At 65.0% G+C, this 13,616-nt stretch carries 11 protein-coding genes; 9 read left to right on the forward strand and 2 right to left on the reverse strand.

The annotated features are described in order from the left end of the window. Window positions 1-26: 26 nt before the first annotated feature. Entirely contained in the window at window positions 27-1,841 is a 1,815-nt protein-coding gene (locus tag ACZ1JC_RS15100; protein ID WP_465136078.1) for a glycoside hydrolase family 15 protein, read from the reverse strand. Next, window positions 1,838-2,680 carry a trehalose-phosphatase gene (otsB, locus tag ACZ1JC_RS15105; RefSeq protein WP_465136077.1) on the reverse strand — a complete coding sequence of 281 codons (843 nt, stop codon included), beginning with the start codon at window positions 2,678-2,680 and terminating at the stop codon, window positions 1,838-1,840. Before otsB ends, ACZ1JC_RS15100 begins: the two co-directional genes overlap by 4 nt. Window positions 2,681-2,913: 233 nt before the next feature. Here otsB and ACZ1JC_RS15110 point away from each other — a divergent pair, with 233 nt between their 5' ends. From ACZ1JC_RS15110 to ACZ1JC_RS15150, 9 genes are all read left to right on the forward strand, one after another. Next, window positions 2,914-3,960 carry a mannose-1-phosphate guanylyltransferase gene (locus ACZ1JC_RS15110; protein ID WP_465136076.1) on the forward strand — a complete coding sequence of 349 codons (1,047 nt, stop codon included), beginning with the start codon at window positions 2,914-2,916 and terminating at the stop codon, window positions 3,958-3,960. A 122-nt stretch (window positions 3,961-4,082) separates the two neighbouring features. Further along, the gene (locus tag ACZ1JC_RS15115) at window positions 4,083-4,829 is read left to right on the forward strand and encodes an HAD-IIB family hydrolase (RefSeq protein ID WP_465136075.1); all 747 of its coding nucleotides are present in this window, start codon (window positions 4,083-4,085) and stop codon (window positions 4,827-4,829) included. Between the two features lie 370 nt (window positions 4,830-5,199). After that, window positions 5,200-6,366: a nucleotide sugar dehydrogenase gene (locus ACZ1JC_RS15120; RefSeq protein WP_465136074.1), complete on the forward strand. Its 1,167-nt coding sequence runs from the start codon at window positions 5,200-5,202 to the stop codon at window positions 6,364-6,366. Between the two features lie 121 nt (window positions 6,367-6,487). Then, on the forward strand, window positions 6,488-7,825 hold the full coding sequence (locus tag ACZ1JC_RS15125; RefSeq protein ID WP_465136073.1) for an O-antigen polymerase: 1,338 nt from the start codon (window positions 6,488-6,490) through the stop codon (window positions 7,823-7,825). Window positions 7,826-7,835: 10 nt separating this feature from the next. Further along, entirely contained in the window at window positions 7,836-8,957 is a 1,122-nt protein-coding gene (locus ACZ1JC_RS15130) for a glycosyltransferase family 4 protein (protein ID WP_465136072.1), read from the forward strand. Beyond that, the gene (locus ACZ1JC_RS15135; protein ID WP_465136071.1) at window positions 8,954-10,057 is read left to right on the forward strand and encodes a glycosyltransferase; all 1,104 of its coding nucleotides are present in this window, start codon (window positions 8,954-8,956) and stop codon (window positions 10,055-10,057) included. Before ACZ1JC_RS15130 ends, ACZ1JC_RS15135 begins: the two co-directional genes overlap by 4 nt. Before the next feature lie 65 nt (window positions 10,058-10,122). Continuing rightward, on the forward strand, window positions 10,123-11,250 hold the full coding sequence (locus ACZ1JC_RS15140) for a glycosyltransferase (RefSeq protein WP_465136070.1): 1,128 nt from the start codon (window positions 10,123-10,125) through the stop codon (window positions 11,248-11,250). After that, entirely contained in the window at window positions 11,247-12,353 is a 1,107-nt protein-coding gene (locus ACZ1JC_RS15145) for a GumK N-terminal domain-containing glycosyltransferase (RefSeq protein ID WP_465136069.1), read from the forward strand. Before ACZ1JC_RS15140 ends, ACZ1JC_RS15145 begins: the two co-directional genes overlap by 4 nt. Continuing rightward, window positions 12,350-13,612, forward strand: a complete 1,263-nt coding sequence (locus ACZ1JC_RS15150) for a polysaccharide biosynthesis protein (protein WP_465136068.1) — start codon at window positions 12,350-12,352, stop codon at window positions 13,610-13,612. Before ACZ1JC_RS15145 ends, ACZ1JC_RS15150 begins: the two co-directional genes overlap by 4 nt. The last annotated feature ends 4 nt before the right edge of the window (window positions 13,613-13,616 follow it).

Genomic DNA, 13,616 nt, shown 5'->3' on the forward strand with positions numbered 1-13,616 from the left:
TGACGCGCGTTTTGCGGAACGGACGCTCAGCGCCAGTCCCGCCATGACCGGGACAGCTGCCCGGCGCAGTTGATGATACCCACCAGCGAATAGGTCTGCGGAAAGTTCCCCCACAGCTCGCCGGTCTCGAAATCCATGTCTTCGGACAGCAGGCCCGATTGCGTGCGGTGGGCCAGCATGGCGGCGAACAGCCGCCGCGCCTCCTCGTCCTGGCCGGATCGGTGCAGCGCCTCGATCAGCCAGAAGGTGCAGATGTTGAACGCGGTTTCGGGCAGGCCGAAGTCGTCCTCGCTGTCATAGCGCAGCATGTGTTCGCCCCGCCGCAGGGCTTTCTGCACGGCGGCGAGCGTGGCCTTGAAGCGCGGATCGTCCGCCTCCACGAAGCGCAGCTCCACCATCTGCAGCAGGCTGGCATCCAGCTGGTTGCCGCCGAACGATGCGGCATAGTGGCCGCCGGCGCCGCCATCGTCGAAATCGGCACCCTCGATCGTGTGCCAAGCCTCGGCATCGATTCTGGCGCGCACCGTGTCGGCCCGTTCGCGCCAGAGCGCGGCGCGGTCGTGCAGGCCAAGATGCTCGGCGGCATTGGCCAGACGGTCGCAGGCGGCCCAGCTCATCACGCTGGAATAAGTGTGCACTGCCGTGCGCGTGCGCAGTTCCCATAGGCCGGCGTCGGGCTGGTCGTGCGTCTGCCAGGCCAGTTCGCCGACCTGCTCAAGGCTGGTGAAGTCTTCTGCGGAGGCCATGCGCAGCAGGCGCTGGTCGGAAAAGGCCTGGATGGAGGGCAGGACGATCTGGCCATAACAGTCGTTCTGCACCTGATAATAGGCAGCATTGCCCACACGTACCGGCCCCATGCCGCGATAGCCCGGCAGGTCGGGGGCTTCCCACTCGATGATCTCTCGCCCGCCGCTGACGGCATAGAGCGGCTGGATCGCACCGCCTTCCGCATCGTCCACGATGTTGCGCAGATAGGCGAGGTACTTCTCCAGCACGTCCAGCGCGCCCAGATGGTTCAGCGCCTGCACCGTGTAGTAGGCGTCGCGGATCCAGCAGTAGCGATAGTCCCAGTTGCGCTGGCTACCCGCCGCTTCGGGGATCGAGGTGGTGAGCGCGGCGACGATCGCGCCGGTTTCCTCATGCTGGCACAGCTTCAGCGTGATCGCCGCGCGGATCACCGCGTCCTGCCAGTCGAGCGGGGTGGCAAGGCCGCGCACCCACAGGCGCCAGTATTCGCAGGTATGGCGCAGCATGGCTTCCAGCCGGTGCTCCACCTCGCCGTCGAAAGGTTCGTCCGGGCCGAGGAAGAAGTGCAGCGACGTTTCTAGGCGGAAGAACCGCTCGTCGAACACATAGCCGATTGGCGCATTGGTGGTCAGGCGCAGGGTGTTGCGCTCGACAAGATAGCGGATGTGGTTGGAGCCGCGCGTGGTGGCTGCAAGCTGCGCGCCATAGCCGCTCATCGGCGTCAGCACGCAGCGGATGCGTGGTGATCCCGCCACGGGGCGGACGATGCGCGCATAGGCGACCGGGCGGTACATGCGGCCCAGCCGCTCGTGGCGCGGGCAGAAGTCGTAGATTTCCACCGCGCCGCCGGTCGCATCCTCCAGCCGGGTGACCAGGATCGGGGTGTTGCGCATGTAGGACTGGTGCACCGTCGTCTGGTTTTCCAGTTCGAAGCGCCAAGTTCCGGCATCTTGTCCGTCCTCGCCGCGCAGCAGGGCGCTGAAGGTGGGATCGCCGTCGACGCGGGGCACACAGCCCCAGACGATCGCGCCGGAGCGGTCGATCAGGCCGGAAACCTGACAATTGCCGATGGGCCAGAGTTCAAGCGTGCTCATGCCGGGCGGGACTCCTCGATTGCGGCGGCGAGCGCCTGTTCAAGCCAGCGATGGACGGATGCGACCGAATCCAGCCGCCAGCGGGCTGCGGTCTTGCGCATCGGGCCCACCAGAACGCCCCCTCCGCCCAGCCGCGTGATGGCGGCAAAGGCGTCCTCGTCGGTCACGTCGTCGCCGATGAAGAAGGGCCGCGAACCGGCGAAGGGCTCCATTTCCATGAAGCGGGTGACGGCGCTGCCCTTGTCCGATCCCGGCATGGCCAGTTCGATCACTTGCTTGCCGTGCTTCAGCGCCAGACCCAGTTCCTGCCGAACCCCCTCGGCACAGGCGATCAGGCCGGTCAGCGCTTCGGGATGGCGGCGATAATGGACGGCGATGGAAAAGGGCTTGGGCTCCACCAGCAGGCCGCCGTTGTCCTTCGCGAAAGTCGTCAGCCGGGCGATCGCCACCGAAGGCAGTGGATCGGCCAGAGCTTGCGCCTTGGCATGACCTGCCGGGCGGAACTCGCCGCCGTGCGATCCGGCCACCGCCACGCCGAGCGGCCCGACCAGTGCTTCCAGCGCGGCGATCGAACGGCCGGTCACCAGCGCCAGCCGCCCATCCAACTGATCGGACAGGCGTGCGATCAGGCCGGGCAGAGTGTCCGGCACGACCACCGCGTCGGGGTGATCGGCGATCTCAACCAGTGTGCCGTCGAAATCGAGAAAGAGCGCGGGCGGCGGTTCACCGATGCGCGCCTGTTCACCGAAGCGGGCAGGACGCAAGGGCGGCGGCGGCGGCAGATCGCGCACGAAGGCGCCATGTTCCGCCGGAGGAATGCGTTCGCTCGGGCCGGTCATTACGGTCAGTCTTGCACTTTGCAGCAGCGAACACCAGCCCCGTCGGGGACGGGGGAGAAGCAGGGAGGCGTGGGGAGAGCCATGCAGGGGCAACGCGCTGAACCGGAATAGGTTCCGCCTACATCCACGTGCGACAAGCGGCGCCATTATCGCCAATTCGCGGTTGCAACAGGCAAGGCAGCAAGTATCACCTTGGGCCATATCCGAAGACTTCGACGAGTTCATCGCGCCCCATGCCCACGATAGTTCCGGTAATCCTGTGCGGCGGCAGCGGCACGCGGCTGTGGCCGCGCAGCCGCGCTGCCAAGCCCAAGCCGTTCCTGCCGCTGGTGGGGGACAGCACGCTGTTCGAGGCGAGCCTTGCCCGCTGCCCGGCGCACTTGGGCTTTGCCGCGCCGGTGGTGGTGACCGGAACAAAGCATCTCGACCATGTCGAGGCGCAGCTTGCCGGTGCTCCCGGTGCCAGCGTCATCGTCGAACCTGCCGCGCGCAACACCGCCGCCGCCATCGCACTGGCCGCCTGCCGCCTGCCCGATGATGCGGTGATGCTGGTCTGCCCCAGCGACCACCACATCGGCCGCCCCGAGGTCTTCGCCGAAGCCGCCTGCGCTGCTGCAGCACTGGCGACCGATGGCTGGCTGGTCTCCTTCGGCATTGAGGCGACCGCGCCCGAAACCGGCTTTGGTTATCTGAAGCGCGGCGAGGCGATCGAGGGCACGTCCGGCTATCGCACCGCGCAGTTCGTCGAGAAGCCGAACCTCGAACGCGCCCAAAGCTTCCTTGCCGACGGCGGCTATGCCTGGAACGGCGGCATCTTCGCCTTCCGCGTCGGTGACTTCATGGCCGAACTCGCCGCCCACCGTCCCGAGATCGCCGCCAAAGTGCGCGAAGCCGTGGCGAAGGGCGCCGAGAACGGCCATCGCTTCCACCCCGATGCTGCGACCTTTGCCGAAGTGCCCAGCGATTCGGTGGACTATGCGGTGATGGAGAACACGGCCCGTGCCGCCATGGTGCCGGCGGACATGGACTGGTCCGACATCGGCAACTGGCAGGCCCTGCACGACGCGCTGGAGCGCGACGAGGGCGGCAATTCGGTGCGCGGACCGGGCGCGGCGGAACTGGTCGATTGCAGCAATGTGCTGGTCGACAGCGACGGGCCGCGTGTCTCGGTAATCGGGCTTTCCGACGTCATCGTCGTGGTCGATGGGAACGAGGTGCTGGTCACTACGGTTGAAGGCGTGCAGAAGGTTGGAAAGCTTCACGGCGCTGCAAACCAATAGCGCCTGCAAGCGCCCGTTGTCCCCGGATTGCCACGGATGCGGCGCAAGGGGGGATTTCCAAGTCAAGCGCCTGATGGCAGGGGCGCGCACCATTTCGATGTGATTGCAGGGACTGACCGGACATGAAGAAACTCGTTGCCTTCGACCTCGACGGTACGCTGGCCAAGAGCAAGCAGCCGATGACCGAAGAGATGGCAGAGGCTATTGCCCGGCTGCTGACCGTTGCCGACGTGGCGGTGATCTCCGGCGGGGACTGGCCGCAGTTTGACAAGCAGGTGGCCAGCCGGCTGCCCGCCCATGCCGACCGCTCGCGCCTGTGGCTGATGCCCACCAGCGGCGCCAAGCTCTACGTTCATGGCGATGGCGCATGGAACGCCGTCTATGCCGAGCTTTTCACCGACGCGCAGAAGCGCGAAATCCTCGACGCTTTCGACGCCGCGCTGGCGGCCACCGGCTTCACGCCCGAGGAAACCTGGGGTGAGCGGATCGAGGATCGCGGCAGCCAGATCACGTTCTCCGCGCTCGGCCAGGAAGCGCCGCTGGAGGCCAAGGAAGTCTGGGATCCGGACTTCGCCAAGCGCAAGGTGATCCAGGCCGACCTGATGGCGCGCCTGCCGGGCGTGTCGGTCAATCTGGGCGGCGCCACTTCGGTGGACGTGACGCAACCGGGCGTGGACAAGGCCTGGGGCCTGCAGCGCCTGTCCGAACGCGGCAACTTCGCGCATGAGGACATGCTGTTCATCGGTGACGCCATTTTCCCGGGCGGCAACGACTATCCGGCAAAGGCGATGGGTCTAGACACGATCTGCGTACGCGATCCGGCCGATACCCTGAACGTGATCGACGCTATCGTCGCCTGCCAGAAGTAAGGCGGCATTACCGTGAATTGGCCTCGCCTATTAGGCGGGGTCATCTGGTTGATGAACGACCTATTAATATTAGCGTTTCGGATTCGACGGATTGCCAGAGAAGGGGCTCTTTACTGGCAATCCGTCCCGATAGCTTTCCGTCAGCCGATTTATACGCATCCGAAATTCGTTTCATCAGCTGAAATCATTCAGTTTATCCCGTTATGTGCAGTTGCAGCAAGATCTCGTTTGACGGCGTCGTTCGGGCCTTCAATAGACTTAGCCACAGGGTAGCCGAATGGGTCCGATCGTCGCCTTCGGAGTAGATTGCGACTGCAGCAGAAAGCCGCATAGTTACGGCTGGATATATCGTTAGCGTGAGAGCGAGTTTATGAAGATCGCCGTTTTCGGACTTGGTTACGTTGGCCTTTCCAACGCGGTGCTTCTGGCGCAGCACAACACGGTTTTCGCGGTGGACATTTCGGCGGATCGCGTCGCCTTGCTGGAGGCGCGCAAGTCTCCGATCGTCGATGCGGAGCTGGAAACCTTCCTGGCGACGCGCGATCTCGATCTCACCGCCACGCTGGACCCGGCCGAGGCGCTGGCGGGGGCGGACTACGTCATCGTGGCGACGCCCACCAACTACGATGTGAACACCGACAAGTTCGACACGTCCTCGGTGGAAACGGTGATCCAGCTTGCCACGCAGCTCAATCCTGCAGCAACGATCGTGGTGAAATCCACGATCCCGGTCGGCTTCGTGGACGATGTGCGGCTACGCTATCGCACCGAAAACGTGATCTTCAGCCCCGAATTCCTGCGCGAAGGCCGCGCGCTCTACGACAACCTGCACCCCTCGCGCATCATCGTGGGCGAACAGTCGGATCGGGCGCGCGTGTTCGCGGACCTGCTGCTGGGCGGTGCGGAGAAGAAGGACGTCGAAATCCTCTTCACCGACACGCGCGAGGCGGAGGCGATCAAGCTTTTCGCCAACACCTACCTTGCAATGCGCGTCGCCTTCTTCAACGAACTGGATAGCTACGCCATCGCCGGCGGCATGGACACGCGCCAGATCATCGAAGGCGTCGGCCTCGATCCGCGCATCGGCATGCACTACAACAACCCCAGCTTCGGCTACGGCGGCTATTGCCTGCCGAAGGACACCAAGCAGCTGTTGGCGAACTATTCGGAGGTTCCGCAGAACCTGATCCGCGCGATCGTGGATGCGAACCGCACGCGCAAGGATTTCCTGTCGGACCAGATCATCGCGCGGCGCCCGCGCAAGGTGGGCGTGTTCCGCCTGGTGATGAAGGCGGGGTCGGACAATTTCCGCCAGTCTTCCATCCAGGGCATCATGAAGCGGATCAAGGCCAAGGGTATCGAGGTCGTGATCTACGAACCGGCCATGGTCGAGAACGAATTCTACAACTCCCGCGTGGTGCGCGATCTGGATGTCTTCAAGCAGGAGGCGGACGTGATCATCGCCAATCGCATGACGGCAGAGATCGAGGACGTGGTGGACAAGGTATTTACCCGCGACTTGTTCGGGTCTGACTGATTTTGATGTTCATGGATTGGCTCGGGTCGGTTTCAATACTGCCAGTCCATGAATAATTTTGAATATTGTCGCGTATTCAAAAAGCGCTGTTCATAACAATGAATATTGGCGAGGCGCGGTAATGGTTGCGAGTTCCCTGGCAAGGCTCAAAGGCATCAGGTGGTGGCATTCGCCCGCTGCGCTGACCGCTTTCTTCGTCATGCCTTTCTTCCTCCTGCTGGCTCTGGTGACGCCGGCCGTGATCCGCACCGCGCCTGTCCTGCAGTCGCACCGGGTCTACGTCACGTTCGAGAACGTGGTGCAGGGCGTTTCGCTGCTGCTGGCGCTGATGGTCGGCGCGATCGTGACGGAGCGGTTTCCGTTCCGGCGCAAACTGGTGATCCGCAATCGCGCGCTGGACTTCCTGTTCTTCATGACGCTGGCTGCCTACCTGATCTGGTTCGGCCCGCTCATCGTCCTGCATCCCGATGTGATCATGGCGACGATGTCCGCCTCTCGCGGGGCCATGTACGAAGTGCGCGAGTCGGCGCCGAATATTTCGGGCATCACTACCGCCACCCAGTTCGGCATCGCCTATGCCATCATCTACGGGATGAAGGTGTTTCAGGACGGGCAGAAGATCCCGCGCCGTTACCACCGGATGCTGTGGGGCATCATTGCTCTGGCCGTGTTCCGGGCAATAGTGTTTTCGGAACGCATCGCCATCGTCGAACTCGTGGTGCCGCTGTTCGCCGTCTATGCCACGTCCAAGGCGCCGCGCGCGCGGGTGACCGATCTGGGGTTCCGGTTCTTTCCCTACCTTCTCTATGCCGGCGCGCCGATATTCTTTGCGATCTTCGAATATCCGCGGTCGTGGATCAATCACTACGTGAACATCTACGATAACTTCTGGCACTTCATTGCCGATCGCTTCACGCTCTACTACGCAACGTCGATCAACAATATCTGCGCGCTGCTGCGCTATTCACCCAACCCCACCTTTCGCGGGGAATGGACGCTCAACTGGCTCTACAAATTTCCGGTGATCGGGCAGCTTCTGCCGACGCGCCCTGCGACCAAGGACGGTTCGTGGTTCCTCAGCTTCCTGTCGGTCTACGCGACGCCGGAATACAATAATACCACCGGTATTCTGACCGTGATCTATGACTGGGGCTGGGTTCTAGCGATATTTCTGATGATCATCTACGGCGCGATTGCCGGAATATCCTATTCGTCATTGAAAAGCGGATTGGGGCCGATGCGCTATATCTATCCGGTTTTTCTCTATTCGATGCTCGAAATGACGCGGATCGGCTACATCTACGATGGGCGCGCCGTCTCGGTGCTGATCGGCATCATCGTCTGCGCCGTGGTCTGGGGCAAATGGGTGCCGGCCAATCCGAAAATTCCGCGAAAGACCAAAGCGACCGGCCCGATGCCGCCACGCGCCGTCGCGCTGAACGCGGCCTCCCGCGTCTAAGGATCTCAACATGCGCGTAGTCATCAATGGCCGCTTTCTCGACAAAGCCACCACCGGGGTCGAGCGCTATGCCCGCGAAATCGTGCGGGCTATCGACGGGATGGTCGCGGCGGACGATCCAGAGGTGCGGGGCATGCAGTTCGTCGTCGCCCGCCCGCAGTCCGATGCCGCCGCCTTCACCAGCGCCATTCCCGAAGTACGGGGCGGTCCGTCGCGCGGGGTGGTGTGGGAACAGACCACTTTGCCCCGCATCGCCGGTGGCGCCGCGATCCTGAACTTGTGCAACATGGCGCCGTTGCTTGCCCGCGCGCAGGTGACTTGCGTGCACGATGCGCATCCCTGGCTGATGCCGGAGAATTTCTCCGCCGCGTTCCGCCGCTGGTACGATCTGATGATCCCGCTGGTGCTGCGGCGCAGTGCCCGCTGGACTACGGTTTCCCAATTCTCCGCGCAGAAATTGCAGGACCTGAAGATCGCGCGGCGCCCGCCCGATGCGATCACTTACAACGCGGCGGACAATTTTGCGGCGATCGCGCCCGAAAGTCTGGACGGCCTGCCCGATGCGGTGCGCGGAAGTTTCGTGCTGTGCCTGGGCAGCCAGTCGGCCAACAAGAACATCGGGCTGATCGCGGGGCTGGCGGACGAACTGCGTTCTCACGGCATTGCCGTTGTCGTGGCCGGCGGCGGGATCAGCAGCATCTTCGGTTCGCGGGATGGCTATGGCGGCGATGTCGTCGATCTTGGGCGTGTGTCCGACGGCCAGTTGAAGGCGCTTTATGCTCGCGCGCTGGCTTTCGTCTTCCCGTCGTTCTTCGAAGGCTTCGGCGTGCCAGCGGTAGAGGCGATGCAGATGGCCTGCCCGGCCATCGTGTCCAACACTTCCGCCCTGCCCGAGGTGGTGGGCGATGCGGCGATCCTGGCCGATCCCACCGATGCCCGGCAATGGCTGGACGCAATCCTGCGCATCCGGGACGAGCCGGGCCTGCGGGACGAACTGGTCCGCAAGGGCCACGAACGCGCGGCCCGCTACAGTTGGGAGCACTCTGCCCGCACCATGGTCGCCCTGTTGAAGGACGCCAGTGTCAAGAACGCCGCACGCAAGAACGCCGCACTCAAGGATATCGCCGCATGACCGATCTGGACATCAAGGTCCTGCACGTGTGCGAATGCCTGCCCGGCGGGCCGGCCAGCTATCTGCAGGAAGTGCTGCCCGCGCAGATCAGCCAGTTGGGCAAGCGCAAGGTGGCGATCCTGGTGCCGCAGAGCCAGATGCACTTGCTGCCGGACAGCCCGGGCCTGCTGGCATTCTCCTACGAACAGCAGCAGCGTACCGTGCCCGCCACCTTGCGGCTGGCCAGCGCCGTGCGGCGGATCGTCCAGCGCTATCGCCCCGATGTCGTGCATCTGCACAGCACTCTGGCCGGCGCCATCGGGCGGCTGGCGGTGATCGGCACGCGTCCGCGCCCCAAGACGGTCTATTGCGCGCATGGCTGGATGATCGATCCGGACAAGCCGCTGACCGGCCGATCGGTGGTCGCCGCGATCGAGCGTTCGCTCAGCCATGTGACCGATCGGATCGTCAATATCTCCCCGCATGAGGCGGACTTCCTGCGCCATAGCGGGTTTCCGGAGGACAAGCTGGGCCTTGTCGTCTCCGGCATCGGCGATTTGCCCGCCGCGCCGCCGCTACGGCCAGCCGAGGCGCCTGGGGGGCCTGTCCACCTGCTGTTCATCGGGCGGTTGGACCATCAAAAGGGCTTCGATCTGCTGCTGGAAGCCTGCGCGCGTCTGCCGCAGGGCAAGGCGAAATTGACTGTGGTGGGCGACGTCGTACGCGGCGACCGGCGGCCCAGCGCGGAAGGGTTGCCTATCGAGTTCAAAGGCTGGCTGCCGCGCGAAAGCGTGGCGCAGGCGATCGTGGAGGCGGACGCGGTGGTCATGCCCAGCCGCTGGGAAGGGCTGCCGCTGGTCGCACTGGAAACGATGCGCGCCGGCCGCGCGCTGATCGCCACCAATGGCGGCGCTTTTCCGCACCTGGTGGCCGACGGCGTGACCGGGGTGCTGGTGGACAATGCGGATCCGGATTTCCTGGCCGCCGTGCTGGAACGCTACGGGGTCGCCGAGTTCCGCCGCATGGGCATTGCCGCGCGCGAGCACTTCGAAACGCGGTTCCGCGCGGAACGGATGAACGAGGAACTGCTGGGGCTTTATCGCGATCTGGCTGCGGCGTGATCGCCGCCCGGCCGCCCGCCCGCGACTATCTAGGACAATTCGGCATGGATCAAAGCGACAGGCAGATGACGGATATGGCAGCGGATCGGATGCCGCTTAGGGTGCTCTATGTGGTCCCGCCGTCAAAGCAGTTCGCGGGGATCGAGCGGGTGACCGACGAGATCGCATCGGCGCTCGCGACTTTCGAAAACCCACGTTTCGATGTCAGTGTGCTCTATTTTCGCGACTATCCCGAAGTCGTCGACCCCGCCTATTCGGTCATTCGCGGCGAGGCCGAACGCACGCGCCACATTCCCGCCGCCGTCCAACGCGTGCTGGATCGGCAGGGGTTCGACATCGTTGTGGTCCCCCAGTTCGAGATCGCCTTCCTCTGCCTGCTGCAGGACCGCCTGCGCGGGCGGCGGACCAACATCGTGCTCCACCTGCACGGCAATCCGGAGATCGAGCGTGCCGTATCGCTGAAATCGCGGGTGCTGTTCGCTTTCCTGAAGCCGGCGGCGCCCCGGTTCGCAGGCGTAATCGCGGTTTCTCCGGGATTGGCGCGCCATGCCTCTGCGATGATGGGCGGCGGGGTGGCGGTGGAGCACATGCCCAACCCGGTCCGCCAGTTGGGCGACCATGTGCAGGTGGGCGAAACCGCGCTGGCCAGCCGAAACTTCGTCACGGTGGCGCGGCTGGCCTATCAGAAGGGGCACGATATCGCGATCACCGCTTTCCGCCGCGTGGTCGATGATTTTCCCGATGCTCGGCTGACGATCGTGGGCGAGGGGCCGGAACGTCCCAAGCTGGAGGCGCTGATCGCACGGCTGGGCTTGCAGGATAATGTGCGCCTTGCCGGCATGGTGGCGGATCCTTCCGCCGAACTCTCCAAGGCCCGGGCTTTCGTCACCGCGTCACGCTGGGAAGGCTTCGGTGTCGCCATTGTCGAGGCGCTGAGCGTGGGCCTGCCGGTGGTGGCCGCCAAGTGCGATTTCGGGCCGGAAGACCTGATCGTCGCGCCCGAACTGGGCGTGCTGGCCGAGCCCGGCGATCCCGATGCGCTGGCGGAGGCGATGATCCGGCAATTGCGGCAGGAACCGCGCCCCGATCACGTGAGCATTCGCCGACGCCATGCCGCCGCCAGCGCCAAGGCCGCCGTGGTCGCGCGCCACGCCGCCTATCTTGCCGACCTGAAGCGGAGCCTGCGGGCATGAGCGCCTTTCCGGCCCCCTATCTGGTGATCAGTTCCGCGCACGATTATCGTTCGAAGAAGCGCGCCAATATTCATTTTATCACCGACGCGCTGGCCGCGCGCGGTGAGACGATGTTCCTCAGCACCCATTCCAGCGCGCTGTCGAAGCTGAAAGGGCGCGATACCCGGCATCGGCAGTTTCCGGAGATGGGGCTGACCGCCAATGGCGTTTCCTGCTACCTCTGGCACTCGCTGCTGCACCCGGTGAACGTGGCCTCGGCAGCGGGGCGCGTGTGGAACCCACTGGCGAGCGCGGTCTACCGCCGGCGGATGCCGCCAATCGTGCGCGCCATGATCCGCAAGGCCGCCACCATCGTCGTCGAGTCCGGCAGTGCAGTGGCGCTGCTCTCGGAAATCCGCCGCCTGAACCCGGCGGCGAAAGTGATCTACAACGCGTCGGACACGCTGGGGACCATCGGCCTCAGCCGCTATTACGACGATCAGCTTGCGGAAGCGGCGCCCGCCATCGCTTACGCCCGGTTGCCCTCCGCGTTGATGATCCCCGATCACCGCAGCATCGCCGAGCACCGCGTGATCGCGCATGGGCTGGACGATGCCTTCTTCGCCGGGTCTCTGCCCGATCCCTATGACGGCGCGCGGGCAGCGGTTTCGGTGGGATCGATGCTGTTCGACCCGCAAGTGTTCGAGGTGGCAGCGCAGGCCTTTCCCGATCTGCAGTTCACCGTGATCGGATCGGGGCATCCGGGGACCGACCGCGCCAATCTGCGCTGGCTGCCGGAAATGCCGTTCCGCGACACCATCCCCTATATCCGCCACGCCACCTTGGGCATCGCGCCCTATCGCTCTGCGCTGGCGTCGGACTATCTGATCGACACCTCCATGAAGCTGCTGCAGTTCGAGGCCGCGGGGCTTCCGGCGGTCTGCCCGGACTTCGTGCAGGGCGGCAAGCCCACGCGCCACGGGTACCGGGTGGGTGATCCCGCCTCCATCGTCGCGGCCATGCGCGCCGCGCTGGATGCCCCCAAGGCCGCGCTGGCGGCCCCGCGCACCTGGGACCGCGTGGTGGACGAGATGCTGGCCCCTTCGGCAGGAGCATCCGCATGAAGCTTTCCTGGCTGCTGCTGGCGCGCCTGATGGCGGGCGGGGCGGGCTTCCTGCCCCCGCTGGTGGCGGCATCGCTGCTGGACGGGCTGCAATACGGGCTGGGCGCCAGTTCCTTTGCGGTGGGCATGCTGGTGATCGGCCCGGTCGCCCAATATGCCAAGCAGGGTTATCTGCGGTCCATTCTGCTGCCTGACCGGCCGGACATTTCGGCCTGGCACATCCTGCTGGTGTTTCTCGCGCTGGTCACGGCGGGCATGGCGGTCAGCCATGTCGCCATGGGGGTGCCCCTGATGGCGCTGGCGGCGATCTTCGTGGCGGTGTGCTCGCTGGCAATCGCGCGGATAGAGGAAGTGCGGCAGGTTGCGTTGGACCGGCAACTGCTGGCGGTATGCCTGTTCTACGTGGTGCCGCCGGTGATGCTGACGGTGCTGTTCGCGGCATCGTGGTTCTTTGCGTTGCATCCGGACTGGATGGCGATCTCGCTGGCGATGTCGGCGGCCTATCTGGTGCCCTCGCTGCTGTCGATCGCCTTGCGCCGGGGCGTGGCGGCGCTGACCGTGCAGCCGATGCGGATGGAACATGTGCGCCTGCTGTGGAGCGAGAGCCGCACCTTTCTGGTCAGCGGCATTGTCATGTCCGCCACCGAAAGCCTGCCCACCCTGGCGCTGACCGCGCTGGGCGTGCCGCAGGCGGTGGCGACGTTCGAACTGGTGCGCAAGCTGTCCTCCGCCGTCTCGGTCTTCCTCCACGGCCTGTCGATCGCCTTCGCCCCCCGCCTGATCAAGGCGGCGGCCGAGCAGGACTGGACCGCCGTGCGCGGCACGATCTGGCGCAACACGCAGCTTTCGGTGGCTTTCGCGGCCGTCTACCTGCCGCTGGCGGTGGCCGCCGTGCTGATCCTTGGGCGACTGGGCTGGATCCATGCCAGCGTCTCGTTCGACCTTGCCCTGCCGTTGTTCGCCAGCGCTTTCGTCACGTGCGTCGCCGCGCCGTTCGGCATGGCGGTGGCGGCGCTCAATAGCGAGAAGTGGTGGGTGATCGGCGGGTTCCTCGGCGTAGCCAGCTTCGCGGCCACGCTGACGCTGGCCCCGCTGCTGGGCGCGGCGCAGACCGTGGCCGTGGCGGTGCTGCTGCAGAATCTGGTGCTGAGCGTGACGATCGGCGTCGTCGTGTCGAAGCTGGTGCTGCTGCACTTGCGCGAAGGCGCCGGGCGGGCGCCCGTACTCGATACGCGAAACCTTTCGCTGGAGCCGGAGTGATCCG

This window comes from Sphingomonas sp. BL-S-28, assembly GCF_055521515.1.

Bases quoted from the DNA above. Each gene is read 5' to 3' on its own strand.
- ACZ1JC_RS15130 (WP_465136072.1), top strand. From the start codon at position 7,836: ATGCGCGTAGTCATCAATGGCCGCTTTCTCGACAAAGCCACCACCGGG.
- ACZ1JC_RS15125 (WP_465136073.1), top strand. From the start codon at position 6,488: ATGGTTGCGAGTTCCCTGGCAAGGCTCAAAGGCATCAGGTGGTGGCAT.
- ACZ1JC_RS15100 (WP_465136078.1), bottom strand. From the start codon at position 1,841: ATGAGCACGCTTGAACTCTGGCCCATCGGCAATTGTCAGGTTTCCGGC.
- ACZ1JC_RS15135 (WP_465136071.1), top strand. From the start codon at position 8,954: ATGACCGATCTGGACATCAAGGTCCTGCACGTGTGCGAATGCCTGCCC.
- ACZ1JC_RS15120 (WP_465136074.1), top strand. From the start codon at position 5,200: ATGAAGATCGCCGTTTTCGGACTTGGTTACGTTGGCCTTTCCAACGCG.
- ACZ1JC_RS15150 (WP_465136068.1), top strand. From the start codon at position 12,350: ATGAAGCTTTCCTGGCTGCTGCTGGCGCGCCTGATGGCGGGCGGGGCG.
- ACZ1JC_RS15115 (WP_465136075.1), top strand. From the start codon at position 4,083: ATGAAGAAACTCGTTGCCTTCGACCTCGACGGTACGCTGGCCAAGAGC.
- ACZ1JC_RS15110 (WP_465136076.1), top strand. From the start codon at position 2,914: ATGCCCACGATAGTTCCGGTAATCCTGTGCGGCGGCAGCGGCACGCGG.
- ACZ1JC_RS15140 (WP_465136070.1), top strand. From the start codon at position 10,123: ATGACGGATATGGCAGCGGATCGGATGCCGCTTAGGGTGCTCTATGTG.
- ACZ1JC_RS15145 (WP_465136069.1), top strand. From the start codon at position 11,247: ATGAGCGCCTTTCCGGCCCCCTATCTGGTGATCAGTTCCGCGCACGAT.
- otsB (WP_465136077.1), bottom strand. From the start codon at position 2,680: ATGACCGGCCCGAGCGAACGCATTCCTCCGGCGGAACATGGCGCCTTC.